General features: G+C 71.9%; 13 protein-coding genes. 5 read left to right on the top strand and 8 right to left on the bottom strand.

Annotated elements, in window-relative coordinates:
• Positions 1-279: 279 nt before the first annotated feature.
• Positions 280-639: a VOC family protein gene (locus ABZV77_RS13815; RefSeq protein WP_356256047.1), complete on the top strand. Its 360-nt coding sequence runs from the start codon at positions 280-282 to the stop codon at positions 637-639.
• A gap of 4 nt (positions 640-643) precedes the next feature.
• Here the strand turns inward: ABZV77_RS13815 and ABZV77_RS13810 are convergent, their stop codons facing one another.
• Positions 644-2,197: an NAD(P)/FAD-dependent oxidoreductase gene (locus ABZV77_RS13810; RefSeq protein WP_356255044.1), complete on the bottom strand. Its 1,554-nt coding sequence runs from the start codon at positions 2,195-2,197 to the stop codon at positions 644-646.
• On the bottom strand, positions 2,184-3,080 hold the full coding sequence (locus ABZV77_RS13805; protein WP_356255041.1) for a DUF3626 domain-containing protein: 897 nt from the start codon (positions 3,078-3,080) through the stop codon (positions 2,184-2,186). Before ABZV77_RS13805 ends, ABZV77_RS13810 begins: the two co-directional genes overlap by 14 nt.
• A 149-nt stretch (positions 3,081-3,229) precedes the next feature.
• Here ABZV77_RS13805 and ABZV77_RS13800 point away from each other — a divergent pair, with 149 nt between their 5' ends.
• Positions 3,230-3,418, top strand: coding sequence for a hypothetical protein (locus ABZV77_RS13800; RefSeq protein ID WP_356255038.1), 189 nt, complete (start codon positions 3,230-3,232; stop codon positions 3,416-3,418).
• Positions 3,419-3,440: 22 nt separating this feature from the next.
• Here the strand turns inward: ABZV77_RS13800 and ABZV77_RS13795 are convergent, their stop codons facing one another.
• The 3 genes from ABZV77_RS13795 to ABZV77_RS13785 form a co-directional block, all read right to left on the bottom strand.
• Positions 3,441-5,678, bottom strand: a complete 2,238-nt coding sequence (locus ABZV77_RS13795) for a serine/threonine-protein kinase (RefSeq protein ID WP_356255035.1) — start codon at positions 5,676-5,678, stop codon at positions 3,441-3,443.
• Positions 5,660-6,604 (bottom strand): oxygenase MpaB family protein, encoded by a 945-nt coding sequence (locus ABZV77_RS13790; protein ID WP_356255032.1) that lies wholly within the window; start codon positions 6,602-6,604, stop codon positions 5,660-5,662. The genes ABZV77_RS13795 and ABZV77_RS13790 overlap by 19 nt, the downstream gene beginning before the upstream one ends.
• 106 nt (positions 6,605-6,710) lie before the next feature.
• Positions 6,711-7,148, bottom strand: coding sequence for a nuclear transport factor 2 family protein (locus ABZV77_RS13785; RefSeq protein ID WP_356255029.1), 438 nt, complete (start codon positions 7,146-7,148; stop codon positions 6,711-6,713).
• Between the two features lie 110 nt (positions 7,149-7,258).
• On the opposite strand from ABZV77_RS13785, the gene ABZV77_RS13780 reads away from it, so the two are divergent.
• From ABZV77_RS13780 to ABZV77_RS13770, 3 genes are all read left to right on the top strand, one after another.
• Entirely contained in the window at positions 7,259-7,858 is a 600-nt protein-coding gene (locus ABZV77_RS13780) for a TetR/AcrR family transcriptional regulator (protein ID WP_356255027.1), read from the top strand.
• Positions 7,859-7,937: 79 nt separating this feature from the next.
• Complete coding sequence (locus tag ABZV77_RS13775) at positions 7,938-8,426, top strand: Pycsar system effector family protein (protein ID WP_356255024.1); 489 nt, start codon at positions 7,938-7,940, stop codon at positions 8,424-8,426.
• 2 nt (positions 8,427-8,428) lie between these two features.
• Entirely contained in the window at positions 8,429-9,109 is a 681-nt protein-coding gene (locus ABZV77_RS13770; protein WP_356256044.1) for a Crp/Fnr family transcriptional regulator, read from the top strand.
• A gap of 44 nt (positions 9,110-9,153) precedes the next feature.
• Here ABZV77_RS13770 and ABZV77_RS13765 read toward each other — a convergent pair whose 3' ends face one another.
• Genes ABZV77_RS13765 through ABZV77_RS13755 form a run of 3 tightly spaced genes read right to left on the bottom strand, consistent with a single transcriptional unit; the run spans position 9,154 to position 12,579 of the window.
• Complete coding sequence (locus tag ABZV77_RS13765) at positions 9,154-10,722, bottom strand: lipopolysaccharide kinase InaA family protein (RefSeq protein WP_356255021.1); 1,569 nt, start codon at positions 10,720-10,722, stop codon at positions 9,154-9,156.
• Positions 10,719-11,897, bottom strand: a complete 1,179-nt coding sequence (locus ABZV77_RS13760) for a protein phosphatase 2C domain-containing protein (protein WP_356255018.1) — start codon at positions 11,895-11,897, stop codon at positions 10,719-10,721. The genes ABZV77_RS13765 and ABZV77_RS13760 overlap by 4 nt, the downstream gene beginning before the upstream one ends.
• 1 nt (position 11,898) lies before the next feature.
• Positions 11,899-12,579: a hypothetical protein gene (locus ABZV77_RS13755; RefSeq protein ID WP_356255015.1), complete on the bottom strand. Its 681-nt coding sequence runs from the start codon at positions 12,577-12,579 to the stop codon at positions 11,899-11,901.
• Positions 12,580-12,602: the final 23 nt, after the last annotated feature.

Below are 12,602 nucleotides of genomic sequence, written 5' to 3'. Positions count from 1 at the left end.
TTCTGGTCGAGCGATGTCCGGGAGGCTCCCGGCGCCTGGAGCGGGAGGGCTTCCCGGTGGACTTCTCGGGCTGTCCCCACGGCCGCCCGTTCGCCTACCACCGGATGGACAGCATCGGGGCCCGCGTCGAGCTCGTCGATGCCGCCCGCCAGGAAAGCTTCCTCCGGGCCTGGCATCCGGGCGGGCCACCCATGCCCGCCATCGACGAGACGGCCGGGTGAGCCGCGGCAGCCGCCCGTTCGACACGCGGCGCGGCGCCGCTGTTCCTACGATGGCCGCATGGCCCTCGATCTGTTCTGCGGCATCCCGGTCAGCGACTACGCATCAGCACTCACCTGGTACGAACGCCTGCTCGGCGGTCCTCCGGCGTTCTATCCGAACGACGTCGAAGCCGTCTGGGAACTGGCGGAGCACCGCTATTTGTACATCGAGCACCTCCCCGAGCACGCGGGCCACGCCCGGCACACCCTCTTCGTCGGCGACTTCGACGAGCGCGTCGCGCAGATCGCCGACCGCGGCCTCGCCCCCGCCCAGCGGGACACGTACGCGAACGGCGTCCGCAAGACGACGTACCGCGATCCCGACGGGAACGAGATCGGATTCGGCGGCGCGCCGCAGACCCTGGAGCCGGAGCTCTAGGGCCCTAGGGCCTGTCGTCCAGCGCCGCCATCGCGGCGTTGTGCCCGGGGACGCCGCTGACACCGCCGCCGCGCACCGCGCCCGCGCCGCACAGCAGGACGTTCGCGTGCCGGGTCGCCACGCCCCAGCGTCCTGCGCCTTCCTGGGCGTAGGGGAAGGCCAGGTCACGGTGGAAGATGTTGCCGCCGGGCAGCCGGAGGTCCCGCTCCAGGTCCAGTGGGGTCTTCGCCTCGATGCAGGGGCGGCCCTCCGCGTCGAGGGCCAGGCAGTCGGCGATCGGCTCGGCGAGGTGCGCGTCGAGCTGGGCGAGGGTGGACTTCAGGAGTTCGGCGCGCGCGGTGTCGTTGTCGCGGTCGAAGAGCCGTGCCGGGGTGTGCAGGCCGAAGAGGGTGAGGGTGTGGCAGCCGCGCTCGACGAGCTCGGGCGCGAGGATCGTGGGGTCGGTGAGCGAGTGGCAGTAGATCTCGGACGGCGGCGCCGCGGGCAGCGCACCGGCGGCTGCCTGGGCGTACGCGGTCGCCAGCTCCTCGTACCCCTCGGAGATGTGGAAGGTTCCGGCGAAGGCCTCGCGCGGGTCGACGGACGTGTCGCGCAGCCGGGGCAGCCGCTCGAGCAGCATGTTGACCTTGAGCTGGGCGCCTTCGGCGGGCGGGGGCGGCTCGTCGCCGAGGAGTCCGGCGAGGGCCTCCGGTGACGCGTTGACCAGGACGTGGCGGGCGGTGGCGGTGTGCTCGGCGTCGTCGCTCCGGTAGGTGACCTCGGCGCGCCTGCCGTCCGTGTCGATCCGCGTGACCTCGCACCCCGTGCGCAGCAGCGCGCCCGACGTCCGCGCCGAGTCGGCGATGGCGGCGGTGAGGGCGCCCATGCCGCCGACGGGCACGTTCCAGTCGCCGGTGCCGCCGCCGATGACGTGGTAGAGGAAGCAGCAGTTCTGCCGCAGGGACGGGTCGTGGGCGTCGGCGAACGTGCCGATGAGGGCGTCGGTGAGGACGACGCCGCGGACCAGGTCGTCGGCGAAGCGGTCCTCGATCGCGGTGCCGATGGGCTCTTCGAAGAGGGTGCGCCACGCGGTGTCGTCGTCGACGCGGGCGCGCAGCTCGGCGCGGGTGGGCAGGGGCTCGGTGAGGGTCGGGAAGACGCGGCGGGCGACCTCGCCGGTCATGGCGTAGAAGTCGCGCCAGGCGTCGTACTCGCGCTGTCCGCCGGTGAGCCGCGCGAAGGCCTGCCGGGTGCGGGCCTCGCCGCCGCCGACGAGCAGGCCGGTGGCACGTCCTTCGCGCTCGGCCGGGGTGTACGAGGACACGGTGCGGGTGCGCACCCTGAAGTTCAGGTCGAGGTCGCGGACGATCTTCTTGGGCAGGAGGCTGACGAGGTACGAGTAGCGGGAGAGCCGCGCGTCGACCCCGGCGAAGGGACGGCTGGAGACGGCCGCGCCACCGGTTTCGGAGAGCCGCTCCAGGAGCAGCACGGATCGTCCGGCGCGGGCGAGATAGGCGGCGGCGACAAGACCGTTGTGGCCACCGCCGACGATGACGGCGTCGTACTCACGATCGGGCATGGCTCTTCCTAGCACGGGGTGCGCGGCTTTGCGGGCCGTCCGCCGTCCGTGGCGCCCCGAACCGGGCCAGGTAGTGCCACACCTTCTTGACCGCCTGCGGATCGTGCCGGCCGGAGCGCGCCGCGGCGCCGACGATGTGCGGGTCGAGGACGCCGTCGACGGCCATCCGCGTGCCCAGGTCGACGTACTCCTGACCGCGGTAGCCGGGGTGGCGGTGGAGTTCCTCGACCCCGAGCCGGAATCCGGGGTGCCACTCCACCGGGCAGCCGAGCCGCCGGGCCGACGCCTCGACGGGCGTGCCCCGGTAGCAGGGGTCGAGGACCAGCGCCGCCACGTCGCGGTCCGGCCGCACCGGCCCGTGGACCTGTGCCTCGATGTAGTCGTCGAGGTCGTCCTGCCGGTCGGCGAGGGCGAGCTCGATGAGCGCCATGCGGTCCGCGACGCCGAAGTCCGCGGGTTCGAGGAAACTGTCCGGATAGCAGAAGGTGGTCCGCGCCAGCGCCCCTGCGGTCAGCCGGAAGTGGGCGGAGCCGAACCGCGGCGCGCCGCCGACCGGCTTGCGGCGGAAGTTCAATGCCCCGTAGACGGGCCGTTCACCGGCAGGCGCTTCGTCGTACGCACCGTGGAAGATCCGGCTCTCCCAGCGCCACCGGTCACCACCGGGGTGCGCGGTCAGTCCGCCGTTGCTGGTCCCCGTGACGAACTGCGAGGAGTAGACGCCGTCCTCGGCGATGGCGTCCAGGATCGGCCTGCCGTGCAGCGGGCGGTCCGGATGGAAGTTGAGGGTCACGCGCAGCGTCTCGTCCATCGGCGGGCCCGAGGCCAGTTCCGCGATGTGGCGCAGGGCTCGTGCGCGCGAGGTCTGGGGAGCAGCCGGATTCATGCCGCAGTGTGTCCCGAGTCGATCAATCGGCGCACCCGGTTTTCCCGGGCGCCGAACCGCCCTGGCCTCATCGCCGGGCCGGAGGAGAGAATGCCGGTCAGGGCGGGCCGCACAGAGGGGCCGCCGTGCACACGGGGACTGGAGAACGCATGATCGTCATTGTTTCGATACTGGTCGTGGCCGCGGTAGTGATCGGCGCGTGCTGGGCCGTAGTGAGGCGCCGAGGCGGCTCGGGAGAGCACGGCGCCGTCGAGCGCGGGGCGGCGGAGCAGGGCTTCGCGCAGGGGCTGAGCGGGTCGAACGCCAGGAATCAGAACATGGGCGGGCCCGGGGTCTGAGAGCCCCAGGGCCCCACGGGGCTCAGTGGTCCCCGGCGGCCCGCCGCTGCCGCAGCGCCGCGACCCTCCGGTAGAGCTCGACGGCCTCCGTGCCGCGGCCGAGCTGTTCCAGGCAGTGGGCCTCGTCGTTGCGGCTGGCGAGCGCGTCGGGATGGTCGGGGCCGAGGACCTGTTCGCGGGCCGCGGCCACCCTGCGGTACTCGGTGAGCGCGTCCGCCCAGCGGCCGAGCCAGCCCAGGCCGACGGCGACCTCGCGGCGGCTCACGAGGGTGTCGGGATGGTCCGGGCCGAGCACCCGCTCGCGGACGGCGCACACGTCCCGGGCCTCCGCGAGCGCCTCCTCCCAGCGGCCGAGCCGCCCAAGGTTCACACCGAGCCCGTGGCGGGCCCGCAGCGTCTCGGGATCGGCGGGGCCGTTGACACGGGTGCGGTCGTCGATCAGCTGGCGGTACAGCTCCAGGGCCTCCACGCTGCGGCCGAGCCTGCCGAGGCTGATGCCGACCTCGTAGCGGGCGGTGAGCGTGTCGGGGTGGTCGGCGCCGAGCGCCCGCACCCGGGCGTCGGCGACTTCCCGATAGGTCTGCAGGGCCTCCGGCCAGCGCCCCAACTGCCCGAGCGCGTACGCGACTTCGTACCGCGTCACGAGCGTGTCGGGATGCGTCGCCCCGAGGACGCGCGCGCGGGCCGCCGCCACTTCTTCGGCCAGTCGGTAGGAGTCCTCCAGGCGTCCGAGGCGGCTCAGGTTGTACGCGAGGTTGTGGCGGCAGCGCAGTGTGTCGGGATGGTCGGTCCCTGCGATGCGCTCGCGGACGGCGAGCACCGAGGTGTACGTCTGGTGCGCCTCGAAGTGCCGCCCGAGCTGACCCAGTACGTACGCCATCTCCTGGCGGGCGGCGAGCGTGTCCGGATGCTCGGGGCCGAGCGCGCGCTCCCGCCCCTGTGCGACGCGGCCGTACTCGCGCAGGGCGTCGGAGGCGCGGCCGGTGCGGCTGAGCGTGAAGCCGACCTCGTACCGGCTGGCGAGCGTGTCGGGGTGGTCGGGGCCGAGCGCGTGCTCACGTTCGGCGGCGACCGCGCGGTGCACCTCTCCCGCCTCCGCCCAGCGGCCGAGCCGGCCGAGGCTCAGTCCGGCGTTGTGGCGGTTGGTGAGCGTTGCCACCACTTCCGGCGCGGGCTTGGGGCGCTCGGTCGGCCGGGGGGCCGCCGCGCGACGCGCGTCGACGCGCGGAATCCATTCGCCGGTCAGGCCCGCGGCCGCGTCGGGCGGGGTGGTGCGCAGCACGGACGCGCCGCTGGCCTTGTGCCCGGTGGTCATGCCGCGGGTCCAGGAGGGCAGGCGCGCCTCGTGGGAGAGCAGCGGTTCGGCGCGGCGGACGGGCGGCGTGGCGACGGTGGGCGCGTACGTGATCGACGTGCGCCCCGCGGCGATGCGGCGGCCCAGCTCGCGCGCGTCGTGCGGCCGGGCCGCGGGCTCCTTGGCGAGCAGGTCGAGGACGATGCGGTCGAAGTACGCGGGCAGCTCGCCGCGGTGTCTGCGGGGCGGCGCGGGTGTGGTGTCGCGGTGTCCGACCAGGACGGCCCAGGCGTCCTCCATGTCGAACGGCGGGGCGCCGGTGGCGATCTCGTACAGCACGCAGCCGAAGGAGTAGAGGTCGCTGCGCTGGTCGACGGGGTCGCCGCCGATCTGCTCGGGCGACATGTAGTGCGGTGTGCCCATCGCGATGCCCGTGCCGGTCAGGCGGGAGGTGAAGCCGATGTCGGCGCCGAGGCGGGCGATGCCGAAGTCGCAGATCTTCACCGTGCCGTCGGCGAGCCGCATGATGTTCGCGGGCTTCAGGTCCCGGTGCACGATGCCCTGTTCGTGGGTGTAGGCGAGGGCGCCCGCGACCTGGTCGGCGATGTCCACGACGTCCGCGACGGGCAGCGGGTGCTGCTTGTTGTCCTCCAGAAGCTGGCTGAGGTTGCGCCCTTCGAGGAGTTCCATCACCAGGTACAGCACGCCGTCGTGCTCGCCGAAGTCGTGGACGACGGTGACACCCCGGTGCTGGAGCGCGGCCGCGACGCGCGCCTCGCGCCGGAAGCGCTCGCGCAGCACCCGCGTGAAGGCCTGGTCGTGCTGAGGCCCCATCGGCTTGAGGCATTTGACGGCGACCTGGCGGCCCAGCGACTCGTCGCGTGCCCGCCACACCTCGCCCATGCCGCCGCGCCCGATCAGATCCAGGAGCCGGTAGCGGCTCTGGATCAGCCTGGTGTCCGCCATCTCGTGTTGTCGCCCCCGTTGCCTCGCTGCGCCCTCCCCGGCCCGTCCAGTATGGCGTCCCGTCTGTCGAGTTTGTACGGGGCCGGGCGGCTGCCGGGGCCGAGGCGGGCCACGGCGCGCAGGATGTGCTTGGGCGGGAGTTGCCAGCGCACACGCGAGGGGACGCGGCGCAGGACGGTGCCGGTGAGGACCAGGCGGCGGGTCACCGTGGCGGGCGGCGGGGCCGCCCTGCCGTACAGCTCGTGGGCGTACGGCGGCAGGGAGGCGTACGCCAGGTTCGCCACGCGCCGCCACAGCAGGTCGCGCGCCGGAACCAGCAGGGCGTGTGTCGGGGGGCGCTGCAGGAAGTCGTCGACGGCGCGGGCGTCGGCCCCGGCGGCGAGCCGCGGCCGCACCTCCTCGAAGTACGCGGCGAGTTCACCCGTCGACGCGGGTACGTCCGCGGGGTCGAGGCCCACGAGACGGGCGCTCTGCCGGTGCTCGTCGACGTACCGGTCGGCCAGCGCGTCGGTGAGGGGGAGCCCTGAGCGGCGTACGACATGGAGATAGGAGTCGATTTCCGCGCAGTGCACCCAGAGCAGCAGCTCGGGCTCGTCGACGCCGTACCGCTCCCCCGTCTCCGGGTCGGTGGCCCGCAGCATCGTGTGGATCTTCCGCACCCGGGCGCCCGCCTTCTCGGCCACCGCGGTCGTTCCGTACGTGGTCGTACCCACGAAGTTGGCGGTGCGCATGAGGCGGCCCCACGCGTCCTTGCGGAAGTCGGAGTTCTCCATGACGCCGCGGACCGCGCGGGGGTGCAGGGCCTGGAGGTAGAGGGCCCGGATCCCGGCGACCCACATCATCGGGTCGGAGTGCGCCTGCCAGGTCACGGAGGCCGGCCCGAAGAGCCCGGGGTCGGGTGTGCGTGCCTGTGTGTGCTCGGGCATGGTGCGACCATCTCCTGCCGGGTGACGACCTGACCGTCAAGTGTGGCCAGGATGCGGCCCGGACGCCAGGAGGTATGTCTCACCGGCCGGTGGGCCCGAGCCTCGCTCAACCCGCCTTCTGCGCAGGGCCGTCGACGGGCCGGGTGAATCCGTGGGAGCGGTGCAGTCGGCCGTCGGGAGCGAAGGTGTAGAAGGTCAGGACGTCCGTGGACACCCGCCGTTTGCGCATGGCGGCGTGGATGGTGAGGCGCGCCGCGATCCTGTTGCCGTCCGCGAGCGCTTCGTGCACCTCGAAGCGGGCTTCGTCGTCCGCTGCCAGGTTCTTGCGGACGGGACGGATGTGGGCGAGGAGCTTGTCCCACTCCAGCCGTACGCCGTCGCTGACCATGACGATGTCCGGGGTGTAGAAGCGGGCCATGGCGGGGGCCGGGTCGTGGTCGCCGCGCACGACCTCGTCGTGGAATGCGGTCAGGAAGTCGGTGACGAACTGCGCGGGGGTGCTCTGCGTCAGGCTTTCCGTCAGGTTCTGTGCCAGTGGCTTCATGGGGCTCCCGTCCGGGCGTGGCAAGGCGGAGCGGTCCTCGCGGGACCGCCCCAGGAACTCTTACAGCCTGTAAACTAAAGCGACTCCACAACTTTGACAAGGTGTAATACTTGAGCCCTTCAAGCCCCGCTCCCCGACGCCGGGCCGACGCCGAGCGCAGCCGCACGGCCATCCTCGACGCCGCCGTCCGCCTCCTCGGCGAGCGCCCCGACGCGGGCATGGCCGCCGTCGCGACCGCGGCAGGCGTCACACGCCAGACCGTCTACGCCCACTTCTCCTCACGGGACGACCTGCTCACCGCCGTCGTCGACCACATGACCGACCTGGTCACCGCGGCGATGGACGCCTCGGGCCCCGACGAGGGCCCGGCGCCGGGCGCGCTGCTCCGCCTGCTCGACGCGGCCTGGCACGTCTCCCGTACGCATCCGGCCCTGATCCGGCTCGAACCCCGCCCGGCCCCGCCCGAAGAGGACCGGGCCCGCCACCGGCCGATCGCCGACCGCATCGCGCACGTACTCCGCCGCGGACGCGACGAGGGCTCCTTCGACCCGCTCCCCCCGCTGACGTGGCAGGTGTCGGCCGTGATCGCGCTCAGCCACGCGACGGGAGAGGAGGTGAGCGCCGACCGCATGTCGGCCACCGACGCCACGACCGCCCTCCACTCCGGGCTGCTGCGCCTCCTGGCCCCGGGGCGACAGCCCGGTGCCTAGGCAGGGCCAGTTGAGCGCCTCAGTGCCACACTGGCCGCCTGAACCCTTGTCCGGTCGACGATCAGGAGCCGGGGGCGCCATGGCAGAGACGGATCCGGTGGAGACCGCCTGGCGGATACACGCGGTCCTCATCGACTGGACGGGCAAGGTGGACGCGAAGGCGGGTTTCGCCCTCGCCTTGGAGTCGGCGGTCGCGGTCATCGCTTTCTCCGGCTCCGACGACCGCTTGGCGGAGCTGGACGGCGTGCTCTCGCTGATCCTGTTCTGGCTGGGTGCCGCCCTGCTCGGGCTGTCGGCCATCGCCTCCATGTCCGCGATCAGCCCACGCCTCGGGCGCAGAGCCGGACCCCACCGGGAGAACCACTTCCTCTACTACGGTGATCTGCGGCACTGGGCTCCGGAGCGCCTCGCCGAGAAACTGGGCCAGACCTCCCCGCTGGACGCCTTGACCCATCAACTGGTGGTCATGAGCCAGGTCTTGTGGATCAAGAGCCGACGGGTACAGCAGTCACTCGCACTCGCCGTCGTGGGCTGGGCGTTCGTCGTCCTCGCATGGTTACTGGGGTGACCATGCCGGGCCACCGCTCCGCCACCTTCTGGGAGGCAGTCGGCCCCGCGGAACGGGCCGAGCTGCGCCGGGCGGCGGTCCAGGTCTCGCTCCCTGCGGACCAGCAGTTCCTGGCCCAGGGAGAGGACTCAGACCATCTGGTGGTCCTCGTGAGCGGCTGGGTCAAGGTCGTCGCCCAGTCCCACGCCGGTTACCGCGCCCTGCTCGCCCTGCGCGGCCCCGGCGAACTCCTCGGCGAGCAGGCGGGGCTTGAGCGGCGCCGCCGCTCCGCGTCGCTGCAGACCGCGACCCCGGTCGTCCTGCTGCACCTGGCCGCCGTCCGCTTCCACGCCATCGCCCGCACCAACAGCTCCGTCGCCGCGGCCCTGGAGCAGACGCTGTCCCAGCGCCTGCGCGAGGCCGACGCCCAGCGCACCGGCATCACCGAACCGGTCCCGGCCCGCCTCGCCGCCCTCCTCCTCGACCTGGCCGAGCGCTGCGGCCACACCGATCCCGACGGCACCGGGCTGCGCATCGGCCTGCCGCTCTCGCAGGACGACCTGGCCGGGCTGCTCCTGAGCTCCCGTCGGACGGTCAGCCGCGTACTGGAGCAATGGCGGGGCCAGGGATGGATCGTGACGGGCCGACAGGCGCTGCTGATCCGCTCCGTGGACCAGCTGAAGAGGCAGGCCTTCGGCGGCTGAGTGCCCGGCCGCCCGGCCTCGTCCGGCTCGGCTCCCCTCCGGGCTCAGCACGGGCTGTGGCTCACCCCGTCCTTGGGCGCCTTGTAGATGCGGTAGCCCTTCGTGTGGGTCAGCTCGTAGGTCACCTTCCAGTCGTCACAGGTGTCGTCGGGGTTCGAGGCCGGTCCGTAGCCGCGGTCCTGACGGCTGCGGAAACTGACAGTGGCGAGCGTGCGTGCGCCCGAGGTGGAGAGCGCTTCGAGGACGATGCGGGTGTCCTTCGTGGTGCTGATGGCACGCGTCCATTCCCTGCGGCTGGCGGCGGAGTTGAGGTCGACGACCCCCGAATTGGGGTCGTAGTGCGTCATGGCCCTCTTGTAGTGCCGCGTGTTGATGGCTCCGTAGAAGCGGGCGAACATGTCGGCCACCTCGTTCGCCTCCGGCTCGTCGACGACACGTGAGTAGTCGACGGTGGCCCCCGAAGCCTCGGCCCGCTCCGGGGTTTCGGCATCCGCCGACGGGCTGCTGTCGGACCCCGGCGACCTCAGGGCAACGAGCACGGCTATGGCCACGATCACCACCAACACCACCACCGTGGCAGCCACACATCCGCCCCACGCAAAGGACGGCGTCGGCGCAGGCGCGGTCGGCACCTGAGCCGACGGCGGTGGGGGCACGGGCTGCGGAGCCTGCGGCTGCCGCGGCGGTACGGACTGTGGGCGTGGCTGCGACCCCTTCATTCCGCTGCGCGCCCGTTCCAGCGCCCGGTGCCAGTCCGCCAGTTCGGGCCGCCCTCGTGGATCCGTCCTCCTGCTGCTGTCCGCGAGAGTCGCCAGGTCGGTCGAGATGCTCCGGAGTCCGCTGAGATCCGTACTGTGCTGGTCCCGGTTGAAGAGCCTGGTGGCGATCAGACCGAACTTGAAGACGTCCGAGGCGGTCGTGGCCTTGGCCGCCTCCGGCGCCTCCCAGCCCTCCGTCTCCACCTGGGGCAGTACGTCCTTGCCCCTGAGCCGCATCGAGTCACAGTCGATCAAAAGACATCTGGGCGTCGGCGCCAGCCTGAACAGGACGTTCTTCGGCGAGAGATCACCGACGATCACGCCCTGCCGGTGCAGCCGGGTGACCGTCGCCGCCAGGTCGGCGAGCAGCCGGAGCCGCTTCTGATCGTCGACCTGCAGCCCGATCCGCACGGTGTAGGCGTCTTCGTTGAGCAGGAATTCCATGCCCGCGGGCTTCGCTCCGCCCAGCTGGGAGTTGTTGAGCTCGAACTCCGCCAGCAGCCGTTGCATCAGGAAGCCGACCACCAGCGTGCCGGAGTTGAGCGAAGGCTGCAGTTGGGTCGGCCGGTCGCCCGTGTAGATCATCGCGAGCGGCCAGGTGAGCCGCTCGCTCAGGAAGGCGCGGTCGTGCCGGTCGGACCGGCCGAGCTCCTCGAGGAAGACGACCATGGAGTAGAGCACGTCGCTGTCGCTCTGCACCGTGGCCAGGTACTCCTTGTAGGCGAGGAACTCTCCGCTGAACCTGCCCGGCGGTTCGGGCACTCCGTACACGACGCCCTGTCCGCCCGCGCCCAGTCGGTGCGCCCGATAGTCGCCCAACTGCTCGGGACGGGCGTAGGAAACCGGGACCGTCATGACCGCTCTCCCCCCTCCTTGTCCCTCGGCCACAGCGCGATCAGGGTGCGGTCGTCGTCGAAGGTCTCCCGTGAGAAGTCCAGCAGGTGCGCGAAGCCCAGTGGCGGTACGGGGCTGCGCAGCCGCATGCGGAACAGGCGCGCCACAGCCCCCGTTCCGTCTCCCAGGGGGTCGCCGAAGCCGTCCGTGCCGACCAGCAGGACCGTGTCCTGCTCCAGGGCGAAGGTGAGCGGGCGGATCACGTTCGGCAGGTAGGGCAGTGGTTCCACCGCGGAGGAGACCAGTCCGTCCGCCCCGTCCGGCTTCCCGCCCACCAGCCGGTGGACGTTCTCGTGCTTGATCTGCCAGGCCCCGGAGTCCCCGACCGAGATCACATGGATGAACACCCCGCTTTCGGTGGGCGTCGCCGTCCCTGCCACCAGGGTGGTGGCCAGCAGCCCGGCCGTCTCCTGCGGCCCCGCCTTCGGGCGATGCAGGATGCGACGGGTCTGCTCGACCAACTGCCAGTGCACCGTGTACAGGAGCCGGTCCCAGTTCTCCACGTAGCCCGCGCCGTCCCCGCGCACCTGGGACAGCATCTCGTCGATCGCACTGCGGCACGCCAACTGCGAGCCGATGTGCGGCTGCTGTGCGTCGGAGACCCCGTCGGCGACGGCGAACGCCACCGTCCCGGTGTTCCTGTCGCAGGCGACCGCCGCGTCGTCCTCGCGGGGGCGACCGTCGAACCGGTGCTGGTAGCCGCGCACGGAGGCCAGCCGTACATGGAGGGCCGGGGTGGACCAGCCGTCGCACACGATGTCGGGCCGGTAGGACAGACCTGAGGGTGGCGTCGGTTCCAGCGCCACCGTCGGTTCGCCCACCTTCAGGGGCGCCCACAGTTGAGCCAGATCGTGCGGCGCGGTCAGCGGCCCGAGCTCTGAGGCGGGCTCCGGAGCGGGGTCGGCGGCGGGCGAGGAAACAGCGGGCTGCGGAGCCAAGTCGTCCACGGCATCGTGAGGGCCGTGCTGCGGCCGGTCCTCGGTCGTCGGGTCCTTGGTCGTCGGGTCCGGTCCCGGTGGCTGCCGTACGGGGTATTGCTCGCGCGGGTCTTCCGGCGGCGTCCCCTGCTCCAGCCGCTCCGGACGCTTCTGTCGCTTCTGTCGCTTCTCGGAGTGGCGCCAGTTGGACCACTCCACGTCAGATCACATCGATCGCGACGGTGAAGCCGTCCGGCTTGTCGACCTTCAGTTGCGGATTGGCCGAGGCGAGTGAACGGCCGGAGGCGATCACGCTCTTGGTGAGCGCGGTGCAGAACTTGGCGATCGCCGGGCCGACGTCCACGCCCTTGTCGGCGACGAAGCCGAATTCCGGCTCCGTGGCGACCTGGCTGATGATTTCCGCGTCGGCGGTCGCGATCCCGCAGGCGATGATGTTCGGTGCCCCCAGGGTCAGGTCGCGGTCGGTGAGCCTGCTGTGCGGGCCCCGCCAGTCCTCGCCGCCGTTCGGCATGCCGTCGCTGAGGAAGAACACGGCGGGCCGGTGCACCCGGTACCCGTCGTTCTTGAGGCTCTGCACCTCGGCGGGGATGCGATGGATCAGGTCCTCGAAGGCCGCCGCGTAGCTCGTCATGCCCCGCGTGCTCAGGAGCGGGAACTCCTCCGCGCTGCGCAGATCCACCAGATGGACCCGCTCGACCACGTCGTCCGAGAAGCCCAGTACGGAGAAGCGCACCTTCGCGGCCGCCATGGGCTCGCCGAGCAGCGCCTGGTGCAGAGACCTCAGTCCGTCGTTCAGGTCGTCGATGTGGTGTGTCATCGAGCCCGACTCGTCGGCGAGGACGTAGATGGGGAGCAAGTGCCCCCGATTGCTTTCCACCATCGTCTCTTGTCCTTGTCCCGTTC

Origin of the sequence: Streptomyces sp. NPDC004732, from assembly GCF_040609235.1 — a bacterium.
Lineage (GTDB): Bacteria > Actinomycetota > Actinomycetes > Streptomycetales > Streptomycetaceae > Streptomyces.
Note: the sequence above shows the minus strand (reverse complement) of the source record. Positions and strands in the feature narration are given on the sequence as shown.

What these genes read in the sequence shown, in the direction of transcription:
- ABZV77_RS13805 (WP_356255041.1), bottom strand. Translation starts at nt 3,080, where the DNA reads ATGAATCCGGCTGCTCCCCAGACCTCGCGCGCACGAGCCCTGCGCCAC.
- ABZV77_RS13815 (WP_356256047.1), top strand. Translation starts at nt 280, where the DNA reads ATGGCCCTCGATCTGTTCTGCGGCATCCCGGTCAGCGACTACGCATCA.
- ABZV77_RS13795 (WP_356255035.1), bottom strand. Translation starts at nt 5,678, where the DNA reads ATGGCGGACACCAGGCTGATCCAGAGCCGCTACCGGCTCCTGGATCTG.
- ABZV77_RS13790 (WP_356255032.1), bottom strand. Translation starts at nt 6,604, where the DNA reads ATGCCCGAGCACACACAGGCACGCACACCCGACCCCGGGCTCTTCGGG.
- ABZV77_RS13800 (WP_356255038.1), top strand. Translation starts at nt 3,230, where the DNA reads ATGATCGTCATTGTTTCGATACTGGTCGTGGCCGCGGTAGTGATCGGC.
- ABZV77_RS13770 (WP_356256044.1), top strand. Translation starts at nt 8,429, where the DNA reads ATGCCGGGCCACCGCTCCGCCACCTTCTGGGAGGCAGTCGGCCCCGCG.
- ABZV77_RS13765 (WP_356255021.1), bottom strand. Translation starts at nt 10,722, where the DNA reads ATGACGGTCCCGGTTTCCTACGCCCGTCCCGAGCAGTTGGGCGACTAT.
- ABZV77_RS13785 (WP_356255029.1), bottom strand. Translation starts at nt 7,148, where the DNA reads ATGAAGCCACTGGCACAGAACCTGACGGAAAGCCTGACGCAGAGCACC.
- ABZV77_RS13755 (WP_356255015.1), bottom strand. Translation starts at nt 12,579, where the DNA reads ATGGTGGAAAGCAATCGGGGGCACTTGCTCCCCATCTACGTCCTCGCC.
- ABZV77_RS13810 (WP_356255044.1), bottom strand. Translation starts at nt 2,197, where the DNA reads ATGCCCGATCGTGAGTACGACGCCGTCATCGTCGGCGGTGGCCACAAC.
- ABZV77_RS13775 (WP_356255024.1), top strand. Translation starts at nt 7,938, where the DNA reads ATGGCAGAGACGGATCCGGTGGAGACCGCCTGGCGGATACACGCGGTC.